Raw genomic sequence first — 21,912 nt, forward strand, 5'->3', positions numbered from 1 at the left:
CGAATTACGAATGTAGTAGCGAAGAACTAAACGTAGATGAAGGAGGACATTTTGTAGTTATCACCTTTATCTACGTTTAGTTCTTCGCTACTACATTCGTAATTCGCAATTCGTAATTCGCAATTATTTTTTCTCCCCACCTGATCGTTTATATTAAAAAATTACATATTTTATCAGGAGAAAAAGAATCCTATGAAGATCAACAGTGTCATCTGGAGCATTTTGCTATGCCTTGTTGTATTTCTCTTCAGCAGCCAGATATCTGTAGTAGCCTATCATCATGCCACCCTACCCATTTCACTTACAGGCGGCATATTGCTGGCGTGTTGTCTCATGCAGCTGGTATGCGGCTACAGGAGCCTGCGGGAGTTGTATCCGGACAAAAATCAGCGCGACTGGCGTCATAGTCTGCATCTCGCATGGGTAGGCGCCGCCGTTATAGGCTGTTTTGTCTTTTATGCCCTGGCAGGCCTGCGGGAAGAATGGCAGCTGAAAAGGAAGGGCGTGAAAGTAGCCGGCAGTATAGAAAGCAGCGTACGGCAACAGCAGCAGGAATATGCCGTGAGTAACATTATCGTGAAGTTTACTACCAGGGAAAACAAAAAAGTAAAAGCCCATGTGTCCCTGCCCTCAGAAGTGTTTTCCGCCCGTTACAAAGATCAGCCGGTGGAAATCCTTTACCTGCCTGAAGAACCGGACATCTTTCAACTGATGTACGATGAAGATGCCGGTGATATCCCCGGCAGATCACTCACCCTCACAGAACTGGAACTGATGCTGGCATCTACCTTCAGCCAGGACTCGCTGGGAATGCTGCTGAACACGATCAGCTATCACTGGGAACGGGAAATAAGCCACGACAGTATGCCGTACTGGATCAATACCACCAACGAGGATATGCTGATGCTGGTACCCGGAAAAGAAGTACGCTACGCCATGATGAGCCGTAAACCCGATACCATGCCGCTGTGTATGGAGAACTACACCAGAATAGAAGATATAGGTCTGAACACTAAGCTCCCCCGGACCCAGACAGGAAGAGTACCGCTGACGATGCCCGAAGAAGCCTGGAAGAACGACTCACACACGCTTTTCCTGCATCGCAGGAAACTGAAAGAAGGCATGATGACCCAGCTGCTTATGATCCCCCTGCGACCCTGAACTTTACATCACCACAAATTTTTTTCGAAAAAAATCGAAATGCTTTTGGAGAATATAAAACTTTTCCTATTTTTGCAACCCCTTCAGGGAAATACGGTGAGGTGCCTGAGTGGCCGAAAGGAACGGTTTGCTAAACCGTCGTACGGGTTAAACTGTACCGAGGGTTCGAATCCCTCCCTCACCGCAGGTAAAAGCCTCAGACATGCAAGTGTCTGAGGCTTTTTTTATTTTGTTATTTTTTTATTTGAGATTTAATCGAAGCGGAGACCAGAGCAGATACTTAAAGTATAATCGCTTTGGTCTTCGCTTCTATAGAAATCTCAAATAAAAAAATAATAAAATAAAAAAATAAATCAGAGTGTATACGTGATCGTTAGTTTGGGCCAGGTGGCAGGGTCGGGTTTCCGGTGGCCGGAGAAGTTGAGGTTGCGGTAGTAGTTTTCTACCTGGAGCTGCAGGCTGAAACCATTATTCTGGCCGCTGTTGACGATGTCCTGTACCAGGGCGGTGACGTTCACGGTAGTGGAATAATTCCACTGGGAGGTAGAAGCAGCTACGGCAGCCTGGTTGGCGCTGGTGGTGGCAGGCTGGTTATTCCAGGTAATCGTGGACTCATCCCAGGACCCGAGCACCCGCTTCACCCAGCAGGCATTGGTACCGGAGCCATTGTACGGAGAGCCGGGATAATAGGAGTTGCCACCCGGATTGGCTACCGCCGTGCCGGGAGCCATACCATACAGGGTAAGGGTGGCAGCAACAACGTTAGTCCCCGCAGGCAGATAGCTGATACCCGGAAATTTAATGAAATCCCGCGCCACTCCCGGCGTGCCGGAATACGTCCACGCGGAAGCAGCCAGGTCAGGGTTGCTCACCAGGTTAATACCCGCATAGGCAGGGTTGCTGTTCACCAGGCAGTCTTCCTGTCCCGTACCCAGCTTGATTAAACTCATTACATAGGCTTTTTTGCCGTTAACGATAGTGGTTTCTTCACTGTTAATACCGGCATTGATAACAGGGTCCGTAGCCGCATCTTTCCGGCAACTGAAGAGCTGTGTGAAAACAAGGGCAGACAAGAGCAGTACAAGGGTCTTTTTTTTCATGGTCAGCATTTAGAGGGTTAAAAATGAATAAAGGCATTGTCAGGTTGTGGTACGTAGAATTATCAGGTTGTTGGGTTATCTGAGTGAACGTATGGGATACGTGATTGAATATAGGGATTAATTCCGGCAGAATTCTTTTTAATTCTGTGGGAGAAAATGTATATTCTGAGCCACTGTGGCTATTTTACAGCGAATAAGAATACTTGGGTATAAGCAGCCTTAAAATAAATATGAAAAAAATTGATAATATATCGGAAAGATACAGAAAGTATTTGTTGCAAATTGTATTTGAAGAACAGATGTATTATACCGTCTCTGGTGCAGATTTTTCAGATCAGGAAACAGATAAGTTATTGGTTGATGCTGATGGTAATATACTTCTCTTCTCTTTGCCTGCAGATTTATTATCAGTAATACTAAAGGGTACTTCTTTTTTTGATAATGGAATATTACAAGAATGGGCCAGAGAAATTAACGGTATTGAAGAATCATATGCAGTAATCAATTTGGATCTTCTCGGACAAAACAATTTTTACTTAAATGATGTTGATTTGTTGAAATCTATCTATGACACATTGGGGATTGTGGAGGATTATGCAAATCAGATTAATGATGAAAGATTACTAGCTCTTTTGGAGAAGGATATTTTATTACAGTTCAAAGATGATCTCGCCAGTTATTTTATCTGGTCTGAAAATAAAGCTTTTAAAACGTTCGTTCACGTTGATGCTTTGTTGCTTTTATTGAAAGAAATTCATACAAAATTAAAAGAGAGGTTAAATATTTATCAGTAGCCTTAATAAGGCTAACTAAGATCGTAAATAGATCTATCCTGATCGTTCACCGAAAAGCAATAATTCATCCACGAATTCCTGTTTAGAAGAATTATTTTTACAGATAATTCCTGTTAAAGTCCCTTAACTTTAATCAGTTTAACCTAACTTATATAACATATTAGTAAATTCCGGTATTATATAAACCATACGCCTCATGAGAAAATGGTTACAGTTGTTTGTTTGCATCAGTATATTTTTCTGTTCAGGATGTACAAAAGAGGAAGAAAAACCAGATACCACCGAAGTGGTGTTTCAGCTGGAATCACGGACAGACATACCTTTCGGGGATGTTGAGTACGGAGAAGGTACAGCCCCGCTGAAAAAATGGACAGTGTCCGGTGTTGGTACCTTTGAGCAGACCATGAACCTGAAAACCGGCAGCGGCATACGCTTCAGTGCCCGCCACCCCAGCTCCGACAAATGGAAAATAAGCGTGCGTTCCACAGATGGCAATCTCCTGATTGAAGGCGCCGTGAAAGCCTCGCCGGGTGCAACCGACAAATATTACGCAGATATCCGGGTTACCATCAATTAACAGCTACTTACGCTAACGGCTACACGAAATAGCTATAAAAATAAAACCACCTGAAAAGGTGGTTCTCTAATTCATTTTTGCACAGCCTTCAGTCTGATCAGGGGGGAAACCGTTAAGCTGAAGGCCGTTACAAAAGTAGTACGTCTATACGTAATGGATATACGTAGTTAACAATTATCGTCAGTTGTCTTTTACATTTTCTCCAGCCTGATGTCCATAAAGTGGTTGTAGTAACCATTTTCGTCAGCCTGCTCCCATATTCCGGATAACACCCGGCCCGATTCGCTGAAACTACCGGTGAAGCGTAAACGATTTCCCCGGAATATCCATTTTCCGTTCTCACAGGTACCGGTCATTTCCGTGTACTGCCCCTGACTGTCAAAGGCATGCATATGTATGCTGCCGCCTGCTTCGTCTGCACGGATCATCTCCAGCGTCTGGTGACGCTCCGTACCCATGCGCACATCCACTGTATGTTGCAGGAAATGACCGCCCGGGAACCATTCATATACATCGGTACCACTGATGTCCATATCAGCGGCAGGTATCCGGCCACTGGTTTTCCATTGCCCGGTAAAAGCATTTAATAATTCATACATGACCACAGGATTTAATAGTGCAGCACCCAGGCACTGCCTCTTCTAATTTACATTTTTTATCTGTTCATTTTAAATTAATAGTCTACAAATATTGTGTACTAATAGAATTATTATTACTTTTACGCCGTTGTTCCAGGCAAGGCACTGTCACCAATACCAGATTACAGCAAACCAGAACACTCCTGCTGCTTTTAGCACCACCCGATAAAGCCGGCAGGGGCAGACAGACGCTATCCGGCAACAGTATTCATCAAACACTAAATCTATTTTAGATGTCAACCATGTATTACTCCTCCTGTAGATGCGGAGCAAGGTGCTGTTTCGTGTGCAATAATGAACTGTAGCCGATTCCCGGCACATCTCCCTTTAGGTATCTGATTCATCAATGCTGTCCGTTTCACCGGTATGGTATGGGCTTCCTATGTCCATAGCAGCTTTCCGGCATCGCCATACCGGAACGGACCAGAAAAACCAGTCATTAAAAAAATGCAGCAATATTTACCAGGAAGCAGACTGCTGGCGCAGCTGCTCTCCGCCTTACTTTTTATTCCCTTTATTTTATCAGCGCAGGATCCGGGTACGCCCCTCATCAACTCAAGGCTGACGGGCATTGTACTGGATGCGAGAACAAAGGAACCACTTCCCGGCGCAGTAGTGAATATCAAAGGCACTACACACGGCGTATCCACAGATGCAGAAGGTCGCTTCGCTTTTGTAACCGGACAGAAATTTCCCTATACCCTGATCGTCAGCTATATCGGATACAGGAAAACAGAGATAATTGCTGCCGGCGGCCACATAGAAATACTGCTGGAAGCCATACAGAGCCAGTTAAATGATGTAGTGGTAGTAGGTTACGGCGTACAGAAGAAAAGCGATGTAACCGGCGCCATTGCCTCTGTATCCGGCCCGCTGCTGAAACAACCTGTCAGCTCTCCGGACCAGGCGCTGAAAGGCGCTGTTTCCGGTGTGCAGGTAACGCAGACTTCCGGGCAACCCGGTGGCGGCGTCAGCATCCGGGTACGGGGCGGCAGCTCTATACAGGGCGGCAATGAACCGCTGTATGTCATCGATGGATTTCCGGTGTACAACGGACCCGCAGGCCCGGGCACCATCAGCGGTACGCCCGTAAATCCGCTGGCGGCCATTAATCCCGCTGATATTGAAAGTATAGACGTGCTGAAAGATGCTTCCGCTACCGCCATCTATGGCAGCCGGGGCGCCAACGGCGTAGTTATCATCACCACCCGCAAAGGGAAGGCCGACAAAAACAATGTTATCTATGAAGGTACCTACGGCATACAATCGCTCAGAAAGAAAATAGCCTTGCTCAATGCCCGCGATTTTGCGGTGCTCAGAAATGAAGTGCTGTTTGATACCAACCCTGCAAAAGGGCCGTACCAGTATCTTTCACAGGAACAGATCAGTAAGCTGGGCGCGGGCACCGACTGGCAGCAGGAAGCCTTCCGCACGGCGCCATCGCAGAACCATCAGCTGTCTGTAAGCGGTGGCACGCAGCGCACCCGTTACCTGCTTTCGGGTAACTACTTTAATCAGCAGGGTATTGTACGTAATACGGATTTCTCCCGCATTGCCCTGCGCGCCAACGTAGATGCGCAACCGTACGACCGGCTGAAAGTCAGTGCCAGCCTGTCACTCAGTAAGTCTGATGCCAACGTGTCGCCCGCAGGAATTATTACAGCACTCCTGCAGATGCCGCCCACGGCCACTATCTACGAGCCGGACGGCAAATACACATTGCGTAATCCTTTCGAAAATATCTTCGCCAATCCCATCGCCACCCTCAACGAACAGGTAAATAGATCTGCCGCTAACCGCTTGCTGGGCACGGCTTTCGCAGAATATACCCTCGCTGACGGCCTGCAGGTAAAAGTGCTTTTCGGAGCGGATGTGAATAATACCAATGAAAAAAACTATATCCCTGCTACTATTTACGAAGGCATTCAAAGCAAGGGCATCGCAGCAAGAGGTACCTACAATGCTTACTCGTGGCTGAATGAGAACACCATCACCTACAATAGAAAAATCAACAGACATACTTTTGATGTGCTGGGAGGATTTACACAGCAGGAGTTCAAAAGTGATATTGTCAGAGCCGGTGCAGAAAAATTTGTATCAGATGACCTGACCTACAACAACCTGCAGAGCGGCTCTGTACCGGTACGCCCGTTTGCTGACGCAACCGCCTGGGTACTGCACTCCTGGCTGGCGCGCGTAAATTACAACTATAACAACCGTTACTACTTTACTGCCAGCATCCGTACGGATGGCTCTTCCCGGTTCGGCAAAGGCAACAAGTGGGGATATTTTCCTTCCGCTGCTGCCTCCTGGCGCGTGAGCAACGAGCCTTTCTTTAAACCGTTGTCGCACGCCATCAGCGACCTGAAACTGCGTGCCAGCTTTGGTACTACAGGAAACCTGGAAATCGGGGAATACCAGTCGCTCGCAACATTATACAGCCTGGGATATCTCTTTGGAAAGGAAGTGGCTACCGGTTTCGCACCTTCCCGCATCCCCAACGAAAAGCTGGGATGGGAAACCACGTACCAGTATAATGTTGGTATTGATGCCGGCTTCTTTCATGACAGGTTATCACTCACGCTGGAAGGATATTATAAGAAGACCAGCAACCTTTTGCTGAATGTGGAAATACCATGGACTTCCGGGCAGTCATCTTCCTTGCAGAACTTTGGCTCCGTGCTGAACAAAGGTATTGAAGTGGGTATCAGCAGCCGTAATCTGACCGGTGCGCTGACCTGGAATACAGACTTCAACATTTCCTTTAACCGCAATGAAGTACTGACCATCGGCAATGGCGCGAGTTCCTATATCAGCGGTAACTACATCATACAGGCCGGCAAGCCGCTGGGTAGTTTCTATGGTACGGTAACGGATGGTATTCTGCAAGCCGGCGAAACAACCGCTAAAGGCAGGTATACAGGCAGCGCTGCACCTAAGCCAGGGGACCGGCTTTATAAGGATATTAACGGTGACGGCACTTTCACCACAGCTGCCGACAGAACCATTATCGGCAGTGCGCAGCCTGATTTTATTTTCGGACTCGCCAATAACTTCTCCTGGAAGGGGTTTCATCTTTCTGTATTACTGCAGGGATCTTATGGTAACAAAATCCTGAACGCCAACCGGCAGTCACTGGAGTTATTTACCGGTCAGCAGAATGCATCGGAAGTAGCCCTGGAACGCTGGACTGTCAACAATCCAGGCCAGCAGATTCCCCGTGCCAAGCTGGATCCTGCACCCGTATTTTCCGATCGTTTTATTGAAGACGGCTCTTTTCTGCGTGTAAGAAATGTTACGCTGGGGTATACGCTGCCGAGAAGTATCATCGGAAAATTATCGGCGCTGAATGTATACCTGTCTGCCCAGAACCTGCTTACCTGGACCCGTTACAGCGGATTTGATCCGGAGGTAACTTCCGGCAGCAACATATCGCCGGGAACAGATGCCGGTATTTATCCCGTAGCCAGGACTGTGAGCGCAGGTGTGCGGCTTACATTTTAACCATCATTTTTTAAATATGAGCATATGAAAAGAATATATATAGCGGCGGTGCTCATCCTGCTGGCAGCCTGCTCCCGGCTGGATGAAAATCCTGAGGCAGTATTAACAACAGATAATTTTTACAGTAATGAAGAAGAAGCGAAAGCCGCAGTCACCGCAGCTTACCGTAAGCTGTATGAATCGGGGCAGTCACTTTACAACAGCCTGTTCCAGATAGGTGTGGAAATGGCAACAGACGATTATGAAGCAGGGCCGCGTGCGCGTAACGCCCATGTACGTGCCATCTCCGGGCTTACCCACGATGCCTCCAACGACCGTATGGAGCAGTTGTGGAAGCAGAGCTATGACGCTATCAATGTATCCAACATTGCGATAGACCGTATTCCGCTGATTGCCAAAGATCGTATAACCGAAAGCGTTAGGTCGCGCCTTGTCAATGAAGCTAAATTCCTGCGTGCCCTGCATTATTTCAATCTGGTGCGCTGGTTCGGCGCAGTGCCCGTTGTACTGCATGAGCCGTCTTCCCTGGATGCAGACGCCCTGTATGTTGAAAAATCACCTGAAGCCGCTGTATATGCGCAGATTATCCGCGACCTGCAGGATGCGGAGAACTTACCTGCTCCCGGCGATTACAGTACCGGAGATATAGGCCGTGCCACCGCCGGATCGGCCAAGAGCCTGCTGGCTAAGGTTTACCTCACGCAGCAAGACTGGCAACGGGCAGCAGCCAAAAGCAAGGAAGTGATAGACCGCGGCTGGTATGCCTTATTTCCTGACTTCGCAGATGTATTCAATGTATCCAGGAAGAATGGCAGCGAGCATATTTTTTCTGCACAGTTCCAGGGCAACGGCGGTTACCAGGGAAACAGCCTTGCCAGCCGCTCTGCACCTAATGAAGTACCGGGTATCAACGGAGATTATGCCGATGCGTTGCACAAACAGGGAGGGCTGTACGAAAGTTACGGGGAAGGCGACAGCCGCCGTGCCGTTACCTTTGTTACCCGGATGCAGAGTCCTGCAGACGGGAGCGTCTATACTTTTGAGCCGCACTTTCATAAATATTATGACCCTGCTGTAACAGGTAACCAGAGCCAGTCTTCCAAGAACCTTCCCATTATCCGCTACGCAGAAGTATTGCTGATGTATGCAGAAGCATTGAATGAAACTGCCGGGCCATCGGCGGCAGCCTATGAAGCGATAGATGCAGTGCGGCAAAGGTCGGGGGTACAACGGTTGCAGGACATCGCGCCGGGACTGACCCGTGAGGCTTTCCGTGATTCCGTCTTCCAGGAAAGAAGAAAGGAATTTGTGTATGAGTATCAGCGCTGGTTTGATCTGGTGAGAAGAGGGCCTGACTATTACGTTAAAACGCTGAAGGCTGCCGGTAAAACGCTGGCAGCGCCACGCCACATACATTTTCCTACACCGCAGCGCGAGTTAAACCTCAATCCGAAACTGAAGCAGGATCCGCTTTGGGTTAACTATTAAAAATTTACAGATGAAAAAGATGATTGCCACCCTGTGCCTGTTCAGCCTGTTGATAACCGGCAGGGCACAGCAGCAGCCCAACATCATACTGATTATGGCAGATGATATGGGATATTCGGATATTGGTCCGTATGGCTCGGAGATACGGACGCCTAACCTGAACAGGCTTGCAGCAGAGGGTTTGCGGCTGAAAGAGTTTTACAACAATTCCATCTGTGCGCCTACCCGCGCCTCGTTGCTCACCGGGCAAAGCAATCATAAAGCGGGTATCGGTTACTTCAATGTAAACCTGGGACTGCCGGCATACCAGGGCTACCTGAACCGGGAATCGCTTACGCTGGCAGAAGTATTGCAGCAGGCTGGTTACAGTACACTGATGGCCGGTAAGTGGCATGTTGGTGATGATAGTACTGCATGGCCCAACCAGCGTGGTTTTGACCGGTTCTTTGGATTCATCGGCGGCGCCAGCAACTATTTCGATATCGGTGATTATACCGATAAGGTACCACCTGTGTCCCTGGTAGAAAATAACAACAGAATCAACCTGGCAAAGGGGCAATACCTGACTGATGAAATTGCGGGGCATGCCGTGCAGTTTCTGGAAGAGCAAAGCAAAACCCGTAAACCCTTTTTCCTGTATGTGGCCTATAATGCGCCCCACTGGCCGTTGCAGGCATTGCCGGAAGATATACAGCAATACCGGGGGCGTTATGCCATTGGCTGGGACTCGTTGCGTAAAGAGCGCATAGCCCGGCAGCAACAGCTGGGTATCATTGCTCCCAATACCACTATAGCCCCGGATCCCGAAGTACCGGCATGGGAGAGCCTTACCTATGACGAGCAGCAATTATGGCAGCGGAAGATGGAAGTATATGCTGCCATGATAGACAGGATGGATCAGGGGATCGGGAAGATATTAGCGAAGCTGAAGGCGTTGAAGAAAGATGATAATACACTGATTGTTTTTATCTCCGACAACGGCGCGCAGGGAGGTTTTATACCGGTGGGCCGCAGAAGGCAGCGCAGCTCCGGTCCGATAGGTACGGCAGGTTCCTATGACTACCAGGAACAAAGCTGGGCGCATGTATCCAACTCTCCGTTGCGGGCATATAAAGCCAGCGCCTATGAAGGAGGTATCAGCTCTCCACTGATAGCCTGGTTCCCGCGCAGGATAAAAGGCGGCAGCATTGCACGGGGAACAGCTCATCTGATAGACCTGGCGCCTACCTTTTATGAAGTTGCGGGCGCAGCCTATCCGGCTGTCTATAAAGGCGCGGCAGCGCATCCGTTGCCGGGAGTGAGCCTGGCGTCATTATTTTTCGCTCAGCAGGAGATTGACAGAAAGCAGCCGCTGTTCTGGGAACGAGCCGGCAACCGGGCCGTGCGTAAAGGCCGCTGGAAGCTGGTGTCGTCCTGGCCTTCCCGGGAATGGGAGCTATACGATATAGACAACGACCGGGCAGAAACACATAACCTGGCAGCGCAGCAGCCGCAGGTAGTACAGGAGCTGGCAGCAGCCTATGAGGTATGGGCCAGGCAGAATGATGTGGTAGATTACGACCGTATCAAACCCGCTGGGCCGGCAGGTTTCGCCGCCCCTACCGGAGGCCGCCCGCAGCAGGCGGCAGCGCCCGGAAAACGCAACCTTTAATCAACAGATAAAATTACTGATATCATGAAGCAATTATTTGCCTTACTAACGCTGACGGCTATACTAACAACAGCCGCCGCACAACAAAAGCAGCCCAACATCATTCTCATCCTGGTAGATGATATGGGATATGCGGATCTGGGGGCCTACGGCTCGGAGATACATACACCTCACCTGGACCGCCTGGCGCAGGAAGGGTTGCGGCTGAAGGAATTTTATAACAACGCCATCTGTGCACCTACGCGGGCATCGTTGCTGACAGGCCAGTACCAGCACAAAGCGGGTGTCGGCTATTTTGATGTAAACCTGGGATTGCCCGCTTATCAGGGTTTTCTGAACCGGGAATCCCTGACGCTGGCAGAAGTGCTGAAAACAGCAGGTTACAGCACGCTGATGTCCGGTAAGTGGCATGTAGGGAACGACAGCCTATCATGGCCTAACCAGCGCGGCTTTGAAAAATATTATGGCGTTATCGGTGGCGGCGCAGACTACTTCGATGCAAAGCCACTTCCGCTGGGTGGCGGGCAGTATCCGGTATTGCTCGTAGAAAATAATAAGCGCCTGCATCCGGCAGATAACAGTTACTACTTCACCGATGAAATAGCTAACCATGCCGTGCAATACCTCGATGAGCAAAACCATACCAACAAGCCCTTCTTTCTGTATCTCGCATTTAATGCGCCGCACTGGCCGTTGCAGGCGCTCCCTGAAGATATGGCCAGGTACCGGGGAAAATATGACATAGGCTGGGATTCCCTGCGTCGGCAGCGCCTGACCCGGCAGGCGGAGCTGGGGCTGCTCTCCCCGCAGCAGACGGTAGCTGCCCGCGATGAAGAAGTGCCGGAATGGAATAGTCTTACCTACGATGAGAAACAATTATGGAAAGCTAAAATGGAAGTCTACGCCGCCATGGTAGATCGTATGGATCAGGGTGTGGGCAAGGTGCTGGATAAAGTCAAAGCCCTGAAAAAAGATGATAATACACTGGTGATATTTATTTCCGACAACGGTGCGCCGGCAGAAGATGTTGCGCACTGGGGCCGTAAAGCCGCCAGGAATACAGGTCCGGTAGGTACTGCAGGATCATTTGAATCGCAGGGTAAGAACTGGTCATTTGTATCCAACACGCCTTTCCGTTCCTTTAAGAGCTTTATGTACGAAGGAGGTATCAGTTCCCCGTTTATCGCCTGGTTTCCGCGCCATATCAAGGCGGGCAGCATTGCGCAGGGTACAGCTCACCTGATAGATCTGGCGCCTACCTTTTACGAGTTGGCGGGGGTGAAATATCCTGCTGAATATCGTCACGTAACCACCAATGCCCTGCCGGGAAAGAGCCTTGTCCGGCTGCTTTTTGAAGGAACGCCGCTGAACAGGCCAGAGCCTGTGTTCTGGGAGCGTGCCGGCAACCGGGCTGTCCGTAGAGGTAAATGGAAGCTGGTATCTGCTTACCCGCAATATCGCTGGGAGTTGTACGACCTGGATAAAGACCGCGGCGAAACCAATGATGTAGCTGCAGCCAATACACAGGTAGTAAATGAGCTGTCGGCCGCCTATTTTGAGTGGGCGAAGAAAACCGGTGTGGTAGAGTTTGACCGCATTAAGCCCGCATCCATATTTGATAAAACGCCTGCAAAGAAAACGGGCAACTGATGATGGGATTATTGGAGATATTATGATTTGAGATTTGACCGGAGCGGAGTTGATGTGGTTTTCGTTGCCGGTCAGATCTTAAAAAATAATTTTTTAAAATAATATTTATTGATGAAACGTTTGTTGGTGGCTTGTTTGGAGCGATGCGGGTTTGTTGTTGCGGAAAAATTTTTACAGAAATTTGTTTTTATGTCAAACTTATGCCTACATTTGCACTCCACAATTGAAGAAACAGGGGATCTGAAAAGATCTTTTTGGAGCTGAAAGAGTGGCCCGGAAAGGGATTCGGGGCGTAGCGTAGCCCGGTATCGCGCCTGCTTTGGGAGCAGGAGGTCGCAGGTTCGAATCCTGCCGCCCCGACCGAAGAAAGAGCCATCTGAATATTCAGATGGCTCTTTTCTATTTAAGCTGATATGACTTCCTTTTCCCCCAAAGAAAATCTTATCCGTACATCATAGCGTACGTTACTAATTACGATGTACAACAACTTTCTCGCTGTAGATTTTTCCATCTTTTGCCAATACCCGGAGAATATAATTTCCTGATGACACAGAAGGTGGTAAGTTGATTACCGGATTGGTGGTGTTGATTTTGAAGACTTCTTTCCCGGATATATCGGTTAGTGTGATGAGGTTACCATCAGGATCGAGTTTAGATTTGATAATGATCAAGCCGGTTGTTGGATTAGGGTACAGTTGGAGCGACTGAGTTTTAGCCGTATGAGCGGTTAAGGCCGTTGTATGGATATTGGGCGCTGGCGTAGCGGTAGAATCGGGTACCTGATAAGAGTTCCAGTATGCAGTTACTTCCTGGGCTGTTAGGGCACGATCATAAAAAACCAAATCGTCCAGGTATTGTTGATTGAGCGTTACACCTGTGGGACGTGGGATATTTGGGAGAGTAGGGTCTTTTGCAGGCTTGCTGCCAGTTAATCTGGGAGATCCATTAAGATAGTATGAAATTAGGTTGTCTTTGAGCGTAATGACAACGTGATGGTATTTATCTGCATTCGAGGCGGGTACAATAGCATCAGATATGGCCGGGAAAGGGTGCCCCAACGGCTGCACATATATTCCAATAGTTGCTATTTTATTGTTATCAGATCTTTGTGTAATTATCCAGTAGTCATAGGTTATTGATAGCGTGGAGCTGTTATTAATGCTTTTGGTCCAAAAGGCGATGGTAAATTCGTCTGCCTTTACCGGTAATGTAGGCATTGTAAATGAGCTGTTGGTAAGGTTAGTATCTGCTGCGGCAGTTCTGCAGATAGCATTATCTGTGTACGCAAGCCGGTTGGTAACAGCATTAAAATGATTGGGAGAATAATCGTTGGTGTTCAGGTCTAATGGATAATAGGCCAATGGACTGGCGGGAGGGGTCACACAGTGATTGGTCGGAAGGGTCTCATAATAAACATAGTATATTCTTAAACTATCACCCAGCGAAAGCAGGCCGCCATCGAGTTCAATGCCCACACGGTCAAAATTTTTTGAGGTAAAAAAGGTGTAGGTAAATCGGGTAGAATCCGCATTGTAACCGATACTGGTACTGTCAATGTAACGGGTATCTCCGTTGGAACCCAAGCCCTGGAGGGTTCTGATACTCACATGTCCCAATAATTTTAGGGAGAATCCTCTGCCCCTGCCAAGGCCTACCACAATTTTGGAAACGGCGTTAGTCTGCATTTGCGGGAAGCCCAGCATCTGCGTAATAGAACCTCCTAATGCACTGGTGTTGATTACCAATGTAGCATAATCGTTTTCATTACTGCCGACACTGCCTTGTGGGTTGAGGACCTGACAGCTTCCGCAGCCTGCCACCTGTTCAACGGTCTCTGAACTGGCGTATATTTTAGTTTGTGAACTAGCTGGAATATAACAGTATACAGATATGAGCATAGTGATGACCATACTCTTCAGGAGTAGGATCGGAAGGGAAATTGTTTTTTTCATGGGATGTAGATTTAACGCATTGATAAATGATTTTGATAATTGGGTTATACGATGTTTTAAATTGCCAGGATAACGGAGGATACTTTATTAAAAATAGTAATGCTGATACGAAGGCACAATGCAGAGGAAAAACAGTGTGTAAAAGATAGGTGCTTCATTTAGTAGCAAGCCATTGGTGCAATGGTATTCTGGTAAATCCTTATTTGGCAAAAAAAGAATTATTCTTGTCTTTCTCCGACTGTTTTGTACAGTATTGCGCAATTTTGTTCATATTTGCTATAATAAAGTTCGAAATTTGTCGCGTTCTCCCGACCGGAAAAAGTCTTAATATTCTTGTCAAAAAAAGATTAAGACTTTTTTCGTTTATATAAATCTGTATGCTATGCTGATAGCGTTTAGCCCCCCGGCCGAACCTGTTTAAGCGATTCCCATAATGTACTGTTATCTTTCAGTAGTCAGCAATAATGGCCGGACAAGTAGTATTCAAATCATTGCATCCTTTATTTCGCGATAATGTATTCCTTTCCGTTTTTGCTGCCTGATGCGGCAGGCCAGATGGCTGCCGGATCTAAATGTTATTTTGTTGGTAAAAGAAGAAAAAAATACTAATTTGGAGTCCTTACTTAATGAAAGAAAACCTTATAGTATCCCAAAAGTTAATTCATTTTTCACCCTCAAAACCATTTTTCCATGGAAACTCAATCCCAATCCCAATCGGTAGCCATTTCGCTGTCAGAAGCAATTAAGTATGCTAAATTAGTCGATCTGGCAGACCTTGTTTTCAAACTGGCCGTAAAGAATAGTGATACGAATGCGCAGCAAAATCCTTCCATACTAGCCTACAGGAATGTGTTAAGAAGTAAGACCTATCAGTTGCAGGTAGACACGAACTTTGAGCTGCAATACAAATTATTGTATAACATCCAGACGATGGAGAATGGCTCCCCGGTATTTTATGGTTTTATAGCGCAGAATAAGAGTACTAATGACTATGTAATCACTTTCCGCGGTACAGAAACCATATCAGAAATCGGTTCAGACGATTATATCGTGCCAACTACCTTTAATGAGTTCAGCAACAACGCACAGGTACCAGCCGGATTTTACGATCTTTATGAATCAGCTGTAGTCACATCACTGCCCCACGATACTAATCAGGTATCTGTACCGCTAAAGAATGTTGCAGCTAATCCGGTGAGTATTATGCCGGATATTCAGAAAGTGCTGACAGTGGTTGCGGGCCATAGCCTGGGAGCTACAATAGCCACCTATTTCGCTGCCGCTGTTTCCGTTGGGCAGGATAAAGATATAGATCTCAGCATTTATACGTTTGCATCACCGATGACAGGTGATAAAACCTTCAGCGACACATTTAACAGCAACGTTGGCAGAAGCCAGCGGGTGTATAATGTGCCGGATAACGTTCCCAATCTTCCGCAGTGGTTTATAAACGGTAAGAATATCTATACCCAGGTAGCCAAGGCTTACAAGGTGGACTCAACAAATGATTCCAATGTAGTCAGCGGCGCCGGATGTGCACACCAGCTGCCGGTTTACCAGTATTTATTGGAGAAACTCAATGGAAATACGAACCCTGGTATACTGAACGACGGATTTACTGATTGTAATAGCGGAAGTTAGTAAGATGGCATCCTGATGATATCATCTGGAAAGCCCTGCTTGTAAGGCAGGGCTTTATTATTTGTTACCCGTACTCCGGAGATTAACAATCCATTCACGGGTAAACGCAGGAGCGCTTTGCCTGTAGCAGATAAGTATACCGTCAATGGTCAATATCTGATAATAATCTGGTAATATTCATACTGCCTCCGTAGCGATTCTAGTTAACTTTGATACCAATCAGCAGCTTCCAGTACAAAGAAATAGCTTCGTTTTTGTTTAATAGCATCCAAAGGGTCTGACAGGTGATAATAAGTTAAATGCTCCGGTAATTATCAACCAGCAATATGCTGCTGCACTTTATTAAATTTTCAGATAGCGTCTTACGAATAGCAGTCAATGATTTTTTATTGTTTAATCCTGTATACCTCCCACTATGAAAAAGAAAAAAATCACTACCCCCCTGGTGCTTAAGAAGAGCATCATTGTCAATCTGGGAGCGGTTGTCAGTGGCGGCGGTGAGCCTGCTACGATGCCCGTCAAAACCTACAGGTGTCCCACCTGCGGGCCTCCCTGTACAACACCTGATCCGTTACCTAATCTGCAATCCTGTGAATGTGGCATGACCACTTTCCAGAACACTTACATTCCCTGCACTACGCGGCCGGGGCATATTTGCGGATAAGCGGCATTCGGGAAATGAAAAAGGGTCTTCAAATCCGTGATTTGAAGACCCTTTTGAATCTGCTATATAACTGCTGTATGCTGCTAATTCTTTTCCTTCAGATGATGTTGCCAGCCTGCCGCTAATCCTGCATGAACCGTTCTCCTGGTTTTTTTGCAGAAGTCCAGATACGAGACTGTTACTCTTATCAGGTGATGCGAGGCTTTAACCCGCAGGCATCTGCTCAGCTGCATGTCCTGTGTTAATGCTTCAATCATCTGAATGGGCTTTAAGTAATAGGCTTCGCTGCTGTCTGGTTCCTGCAGGTCCCAGTAAGTACCGGCAATGTTATTGCAGGAAATAATGTAGATATCGATGACGGGCACGCCGGTTTTCAGGTAGGCATAATCTATATCTGTCAGCAGCTCTTCGGCAATTTCCAGCGCATTGTAATAGTAACTGATGCTTTCCCGGTACCGGTTAAGGTGATATAACCGGTTGCCTTCTTCGGTCTGTTGTTTCCAGGCGGCCTCTTTTTGCAGTAATTCCGGTTTCATAATGCCAGGCTTTTGAGGTTACTGTTGCAGAAATCCCAGTTGACTACATCCCAGAAGCCTTCAATGAATTTATTCCGGGCATTACGGTAATCAATATAGTAGGCATGCTCCCATACGTCCAGCGTAAGCAGGGGCGTTTGCCTTGCGGTCACCGGTGTGTTGGCATCCTTTAATGCAAGTATTTCCAGTTTGCCCTGCTGATTTTGTACCAGCCATGTCCATCCGGCGCCGAAGAGCCTGAGAGCGGTGTCAGAGAACTGCTGGCGGAAAGCGTCGAAACTGCCGAAATCACGGTCAATCAGCTGCTGTAACTGACCGGTGGGGGTACGGCCTCCATCGGGAGAAAGACAGTGCCAGAAGAAGCTGTGGTTCCAGTGCTGCGCTGCATTGTTGAAAACAGGGACCTGCTGCTGTGCAAAAGCTGACTGGATAATTTCTTCCACTGTCATGTCAGACATGGGAGTATCTTTCACCAGCCCTTCCAGATTTTTTACGTAGGCGGCATGATGTTTCCCGTAATGATACTCAAAGGTTTCAGCTGTAATGTAAGGTTGCAGCGATTCCTGTGCATAAGGAAGTGCTGGTAACTGTAAGGTTATATTCATTTTTCCGTTTTTTACATTTGTTTACGGCTCATCAGGGCAAAGTATGCCCTGCACCGGCAACGTGGCCGGTGCTGCTGATACAGACTTCTCTTTTTTTATTGCTATTACCGGCCAATTTCTATAATTATTTTAGATTGGCAAAAATAAAAAATTAGACAAGTCTAAAATAAAACGGGTGATTTGAATGCGGCAGATTAAATTATCATGTCTTCATGCTTCTGTACACAAGCACTATAATTTACTATCTTACTAATCTTACAAGACTGCCACAACACGTCTAAAAAACAGCTGTCATCATGAAAAGTAAACTTGTCTTGTTTTTTATCCTGCTGGCTGTAACAGCAACATCGCAGGCACAGGATACCGTGAGAAGATTTTTTGATACCGGAAAACTGGATACTATCAGCTCCGGTATCTTAAAAGAAAAAAGACTGATACAGGTATTTGTTCCTGCTACTTACAAACCCGGCAGTAAGGATAAATATGATGTGCTGTATGTACTGGATGGCGGAAACTGGAACACCGGCCTGATAATGAAAGTGCAGCATTTCCTGGAAGATGAGAAATATATGCCGCCCATCATTGTGGTAAGTATCCTGGGAATAGACCGCAACAAAGACCTGACGCCGACACATATCAGGGACTGGAATACTTCCGGCGGAGCAGATAAATTTCTCGGTTTTATAAAAGAAGAACTGATACCGCATATCAACAGCAACTATCCTTCCAGCGGTGATAACGCCCTCTGGGGACATTCATTGGGCGGACTGTTTGTTATCAACGCCCTCCTGCAGGCGCCGCAGACTTTTAAATCCTACATTGCTGCGGACCCCAGCCTCTGGTGGGATAACTGTTATATACAGGGAATAGCGCCGGATAAATTACCCGCACTGGCAGGCAGACCAACTACCCTGTTCATCAGCGGAAGAGCCGGAAATGAAGGAAAGAATATGAAGATAGATTCGATGGATGCGGTACTGAAGAAAATGGCGCCGGCAGACCTTAGCTGGAAAAGCATTCCCTATCCGGATGAAACACACAGCTCCATCAGATTAAAAACTATTTACGACGGCCTGAAATTTTCCTACGGCTGGCACGACGGGCAGCTGGAATTTCATCCGGAGAATGGTATCATCATTAAAAATCAACCGCTGAAAGTATGGTTTTTCAGTGATACCACCGCTGTGCGATATACCCTGAATGGAACCGTGCCGGAAAGAACCGCAGCAACCATATCCCCGGAAATTACGCTGACGGATGCTACTACCCTGTACATCAAACAGTTTACCAACCGCGCCCGGTACGATAAGCTAAGATCCGGCAACTTTACCGCCGGAAAGGCCATGACGCCGGTATCCCGGCCGGTTGGCGTCCGGCCGGGCGGATTTCATTATGCTTACTATGAAGTGCCATGGGATACGCTGCAAAGCCTGAAATCCCTGCAACCACAACAGACAGGAATACTGAGCCCGGGTTTTGAAAATAAACTTCCCCGGAAAAAAAATTATGCCCTGCTGATTGACGGTCTGCTGGAAACACAGGAAGAAGGCTACTATATTTTTGCACTGGATGCAGACGCCGGTTCGAAACTGTATCTGAACAATCAGCTGCTCATACGCTGGGAAGGCTCTGCCAGCAAGCGTACTACTTCTTATATACTTCCGCTGAAAAAAGGATTTTATCAGCTCCGGCTGGAATATCTGCGCAAACAGGAAGACCTGCATCTGAAACTGGGATATGTTACTCCGCGTAATCTGCAGGAAAAAAAGGTAATTCCTGTTCCGCCTGACCTGCAATACAGTACTCAGTAACAGACGGCGCCGGCAGGTTTATCTGCCGATGGTTCTATGCCGCCAGATGGCTATAACATCGGTATCTGCATGATCTTCTTCAGGATTATTTACCAGCAGATTTTTCCTTATTTCATACGCACGCTGGTAATCATCAATCAGGCCATACCGGTTAAGTTCCGCAGGAAGGAAGGTTTCATCAAAACCGCCGCAGTTGGATAATGCACTGGTGCAGTAATAATAATCGATCAATTCATAACCCAGAAAATCATAGGCATCTGCCTGAATGCCTGCGCAATCTTCTTCCGGATTAATAACTGTCATCAGTAGATTAAAATCTGTTTCTTTTGCCGTTCTTTTCAGTACAAATTCCAGCGTAGTAAAAAGTTCCGTATCACGCGGTCCTGAGAAGGTAAAATGTTTCCAGTCATCCTCATTCTCCCGGTCTGGTTCAACCAGTACTTCATTCAGCCCTGTATCCAATGAAACAAGTTCAGTCAGCTGTGGCAGTCTGCTCCATGCTATATATTTTTCCCAGGGCATACTGTCGTCTTCCTGATGCTGAGCATCAAATTTTCTTCGTGCTGTAAATAAGAATTGCATAGGTATGTTTATTGTATTAAACAGTTGACCGGATGTTTTCAGCCTGCCGGGCGTGTTGCAGGCGTTGTGCGAAACCGCCCCCAGGCTATTACGGCGGCCATCAGTGCTACGGCAATATTGAAGCCTGTCACCGCGCCTTCGCCACGGGAAACATGAAAAATGATGGCGCAGATCATCAGCAGTACAATCGCTGCAGCCGTCCAGGCGGTCAGCGCTGGCCGGATGCGCAGTATGCCCGGCAGCAGTAATCCCAGCGCGCCCAGCAGATCAATGGCTCCCATAAACCGCACAAATAAGGGCGATGCCTGCCCCATCCAGGGATAGCTGGCGGCTAACCGGCTGATGGGTTCTGCCAGCTTCATAAAAGCCGCCATCAGCATAACAGCGGCTACCGCTGCCTGTAATACCCAAAGCATGATGTGCTGCAGAGAAACGTTTTTCTTTTGTGTCATCGTAATAGTTTTAGCTGCAACAAAATTAGGCAGCCTGACTATAGAAAGGTAAGTCCTATACTTTAGTATAGGACTAAACAAAAGTATAGCATATACTCCTATATTTGGAGATGAAAAAACCGTATGATACATGGGTAGACTTCCGGGTATCTCCGGAGGGTTGCCCGAAAGAATATATGCTGGCACTGAATGACGCGCTGAACGTATTTACCGGTAAATGGAAACTACATGTCATCGGCGCACTCACTACCGGCAAGAAACGTTTCAGTGAAATAGAACGTTTCATCCCTGATATTAACCCGCGGATGCTATCCAAGGAACTGAAGGAACTGGAAGTGAATGGTATTGTTTCCCGGACAGTATATGATACGCTGCCCGTAACAGTGGAATATGAGCTGACCAGATCCGGCAGGGAAATCAGGCCGGTATTCGATGCTATGATCCGCTGGGGGCTTGAACACCGCAAGACCAACATTAAAAAGAAAAGATAATTACGACGATGCTCCCTGCCGCAGCGGTTCTTCCGTCGCAGAAACCCAGTCGGGCGCACTGTTAATCCCCTGACGCAGTAACAGGTTCAGCTGCGCGGTATGATGCTGCACATGACGCATGTTGTACAGCAATAACTCAAAAAGAGAGAAATCCTTGTACTCACTGGTGAAACGCCTGTTCAGCAAGTCTTCTGCTGTATTGCTTTGCAGCTGTCTGCGCAACCTCTCCCTGGCTGATTTCAGGAAGTCCAGCAATTCTTCTTTACTGTATACCCTTTCCGGCAGCCTGTCTTCAAATTCAGCGCGGGTAAAAGGATGCGGCGGCTGGTAGTCTGCTTCCAGCGGGGTGTCGGACAGGTAGTAATCCGTCCAGAATAGCAGATGGTAACTGATATACCAGAACCTGGCAGGCGTATCCCACAGTTCCGGCGGACACGCCAGCATGGCGTTTTCCAGCATGTCGATGGCGCCGCCGAATTGCTGCCAGAGGTACTGTTGCATGGAATGAGACATACTTTTTCAGGAAAGGTAACAATATTTTATGTGCCTGAAAGCGCCTGTTACCGTCTCTTTTAAAGCGGCTGCAGCAGGCGCTTTCAGGCGCATATCCTGACC

At 47.5% G+C, this 21,912-nt stretch carries 19 protein-coding genes and 2 tRNA genes; 13 read left to right on the top strand and 8 right to left on the bottom strand.

Annotated elements, in window-relative coordinates:
- Positions 1–192 precede the first annotated feature (192 nt).
- Together GWG06_RS23220 and GWG06_RS23225 are read left to right on the top strand one after the other, a co-directional pair.
- Positions 193–1,161 carry a hypothetical protein gene (locus GWG06_RS23220; protein ID WP_160716323.1) on the top strand — a complete coding sequence of 323 codons (969 nt, stop codon included), beginning with the start codon at positions 193–195 and terminating at the stop codon, positions 1,159–1,161.
- A gap of 95 nt (positions 1,162–1,256) precedes the next feature.
- Positions 1,257–1,345, top strand: a tRNA-Ser gene (locus GWG06_RS23225).
- A 169-nt stretch (positions 1,346–1,514) separates the two neighbouring features.
- On the opposite strand, the gene GWG06_RS23230 is transcribed toward GWG06_RS23225, so the two are convergent.
- The gene (locus GWG06_RS23230; RefSeq protein ID WP_158631652.1) at positions 1,515–2,261 is read right to left on the bottom strand and encodes a DNRLRE domain-containing protein; all 747 of its coding nucleotides are present in this window, start codon (positions 2,259–2,261) and stop codon (positions 1,515–1,517) included.
- Positions 2,262–2,491: 230 nt separating this feature from the next.
- On the opposite strand from GWG06_RS23230, the gene GWG06_RS23235 reads away from it, so the two are divergent.
- Both GWG06_RS23235 and GWG06_RS23240 read left to right on the top strand, forming a co-directional pair.
- The gene (locus GWG06_RS23235) at positions 2,492–3,055 is read left to right on the top strand and encodes a hypothetical protein (protein ID WP_160716325.1); all 564 of its coding nucleotides are present in this window, start codon (positions 2,492–2,494) and stop codon (positions 3,053–3,055) included.
- A gap of 196 nt (positions 3,056–3,251) precedes the next feature.
- Positions 3,252–3,632 (top strand): hypothetical protein, encoded by a 381-nt coding sequence (locus GWG06_RS23240; protein ID WP_127043902.1) that lies wholly within the window; start codon positions 3,252–3,254, stop codon positions 3,630–3,632.
- Between the two features lie 191 nt (positions 3,633–3,823).
- On the opposite strand, the gene GWG06_RS23245 is transcribed toward GWG06_RS23240, so the two are convergent.
- Positions 3,824–4,231, bottom strand: coding sequence for a hypothetical protein (locus tag GWG06_RS23245; protein ID WP_160716327.1), 408 nt, complete (start codon positions 4,229–4,231; stop codon positions 3,824–3,826).
- A 486-nt stretch (positions 4,232–4,717) separates the two neighbouring features.
- On the opposite strand from GWG06_RS23245, the gene GWG06_RS23250 reads away from it, so the two are divergent.
- The 5 genes from GWG06_RS23250 to GWG06_RS23270 all read left to right on the top strand — a co-directional run bounded on the left by GWG06_RS23250 (position 4,718) and on the right by GWG06_RS23270 (position 12,923).
- The gene (locus GWG06_RS23250) at positions 4,718–7,774 is read left to right on the top strand and encodes a SusC/RagA family TonB-linked outer membrane protein (protein WP_202183099.1); all 3,057 of its coding nucleotides are present in this window, start codon (positions 4,718–4,720) and stop codon (positions 7,772–7,774) included.
- A 24-nt stretch (positions 7,775–7,798) separates the two neighbouring features.
- Positions 7,799–9,262 carry a RagB/SusD family nutrient uptake outer membrane protein gene (locus GWG06_RS23255; RefSeq protein ID WP_160716331.1) on the top strand — a complete coding sequence of 488 codons (1,464 nt, stop codon included), beginning with the start codon at positions 7,799–7,801 and terminating at the stop codon, positions 9,260–9,262.
- Positions 9,263–9,272: 10 nt separating this feature from the next.
- Positions 9,273–10,913 carry an arylsulfatase gene (locus GWG06_RS23260; RefSeq protein ID WP_160716333.1) on the top strand — a complete coding sequence of 547 codons (1,641 nt, stop codon included), beginning with the start codon at positions 9,273–9,275 and terminating at the stop codon, positions 10,911–10,913.
- Positions 10,914–10,937: 24 nt separating this feature from the next.
- Positions 10,938–12,563 (top strand): arylsulfatase, encoded by a 1,626-nt coding sequence (locus GWG06_RS23265; RefSeq protein WP_160716335.1) that lies wholly within the window; start codon positions 10,938–10,940, stop codon positions 12,561–12,563.
- A 286-nt stretch (positions 12,564–12,849) separates the two neighbouring features.
- Positions 12,850–12,923 (top strand) — tRNA-Pro (locus GWG06_RS23270).
- Positions 12,924–13,030: 107 nt separating this feature from the next.
- On the opposite strand, the gene GWG06_RS23275 is transcribed toward GWG06_RS23270, so the two are convergent.
- The gene (locus tag GWG06_RS23275) at positions 13,031–14,515 is read right to left on the bottom strand and encodes a LamG-like jellyroll fold domain-containing protein (RefSeq protein WP_160716337.1); all 1,485 of its coding nucleotides are present in this window, start codon (positions 14,513–14,515) and stop codon (positions 13,031–13,033) included.
- Between the two features lie 690 nt (positions 14,516–15,205).
- On the opposite strand from GWG06_RS23275, the gene GWG06_RS23280 reads away from it, so the two are divergent.
- Positions 15,206–16,156 (top strand): lipase family protein, encoded by a 951-nt coding sequence (locus tag GWG06_RS23280; RefSeq protein ID WP_160716339.1) that lies wholly within the window; start codon positions 15,206–15,208, stop codon positions 16,154–16,156.
- Between the two features lie 415 nt (positions 16,157–16,571).
- The gene (locus tag GWG06_RS23285) at positions 16,572–16,820 is read left to right on the top strand and encodes a hypothetical protein (protein WP_160716341.1); all 249 of its coding nucleotides are present in this window, start codon (positions 16,572–16,574) and stop codon (positions 16,818–16,820) included.
- Between the two features lie 83 nt (positions 16,821–16,903).
- Here the strand turns inward: GWG06_RS23285 and GWG06_RS23290 are convergent, their stop codons facing one another.
- Together GWG06_RS23290 and GWG06_RS23295 are read right to left on the bottom strand one after the other, a co-directional pair.
- Entirely contained in the window at positions 16,904–17,356 is a 453-nt protein-coding gene (locus GWG06_RS23290; RefSeq protein ID WP_127043335.1) for a tetratricopeptide repeat protein, read from the bottom strand.
- Positions 17,353–17,961 carry a superoxide dismutase gene (locus GWG06_RS23295; protein WP_160716343.1) on the bottom strand — a complete coding sequence of 203 codons (609 nt, stop codon included), beginning with the start codon at positions 17,959–17,961 and terminating at the stop codon, positions 17,353–17,355. Before GWG06_RS23295 ends, GWG06_RS23290 begins: the two co-directional genes overlap by 4 nt.
- 296 nt (positions 17,962–18,257) lie before the next feature.
- Here GWG06_RS23295 and GWG06_RS23300 point away from each other — a divergent pair, with 296 nt between their 5' ends.
- Positions 18,258–19,772: an alpha/beta hydrolase-fold protein gene (locus tag GWG06_RS23300; RefSeq protein ID WP_160716345.1), complete on the top strand. Its 1,515-nt coding sequence runs from the start codon at positions 18,258–18,260 to the stop codon at positions 19,770–19,772.
- Positions 19,773–19,790: 18 nt separating this feature from the next.
- Here GWG06_RS23300 and GWG06_RS23305 read toward each other — a convergent pair whose 3' ends face one another.
- Positions 19,791–20,354, bottom strand: a complete 564-nt coding sequence (locus tag GWG06_RS23305; RefSeq protein WP_160716347.1) for a hypothetical protein — start codon at positions 20,352–20,354, stop codon at positions 19,791–19,793.
- 38 nt (positions 20,355–20,392) lie between these two features.
- The gene (locus GWG06_RS23310; RefSeq protein ID WP_160716349.1) at positions 20,393–20,806 is read right to left on the bottom strand and encodes a DoxX family protein; all 414 of its coding nucleotides are present in this window, start codon (positions 20,804–20,806) and stop codon (positions 20,393–20,395) included.
- A 110-nt stretch (positions 20,807–20,916) separates the two neighbouring features.
- Here GWG06_RS23310 and GWG06_RS23315 point away from each other — a divergent pair, with 110 nt between their 5' ends.
- Positions 20,917–21,297, top strand: coding sequence for a winged helix-turn-helix transcriptional regulator (locus tag GWG06_RS23315; protein ID WP_127043330.1), 381 nt, complete (start codon positions 20,917–20,919; stop codon positions 21,295–21,297).
- Here the strand turns inward: GWG06_RS23315 and GWG06_RS23320 are convergent, their stop codons facing one another.
- Positions 21,298–21,810: a DinB family protein gene (locus tag GWG06_RS23320; RefSeq protein ID WP_127043329.1), complete on the bottom strand. Its 513-nt coding sequence runs from the start codon at positions 21,808–21,810 to the stop codon at positions 21,298–21,300.
- Between the last annotated feature and the right edge of the window lie 102 nt (positions 21,811–21,912).

It is taken from the genome of Chitinophaga solisilvae (genome assembly GCF_009928525.1).
In the GTDB taxonomy this organism is placed as follows: Bacteria; Bacteroidota; Bacteroidia; order Chitinophagales; family Chitinophagaceae; genus Chitinophaga; species Chitinophaga solisilvae.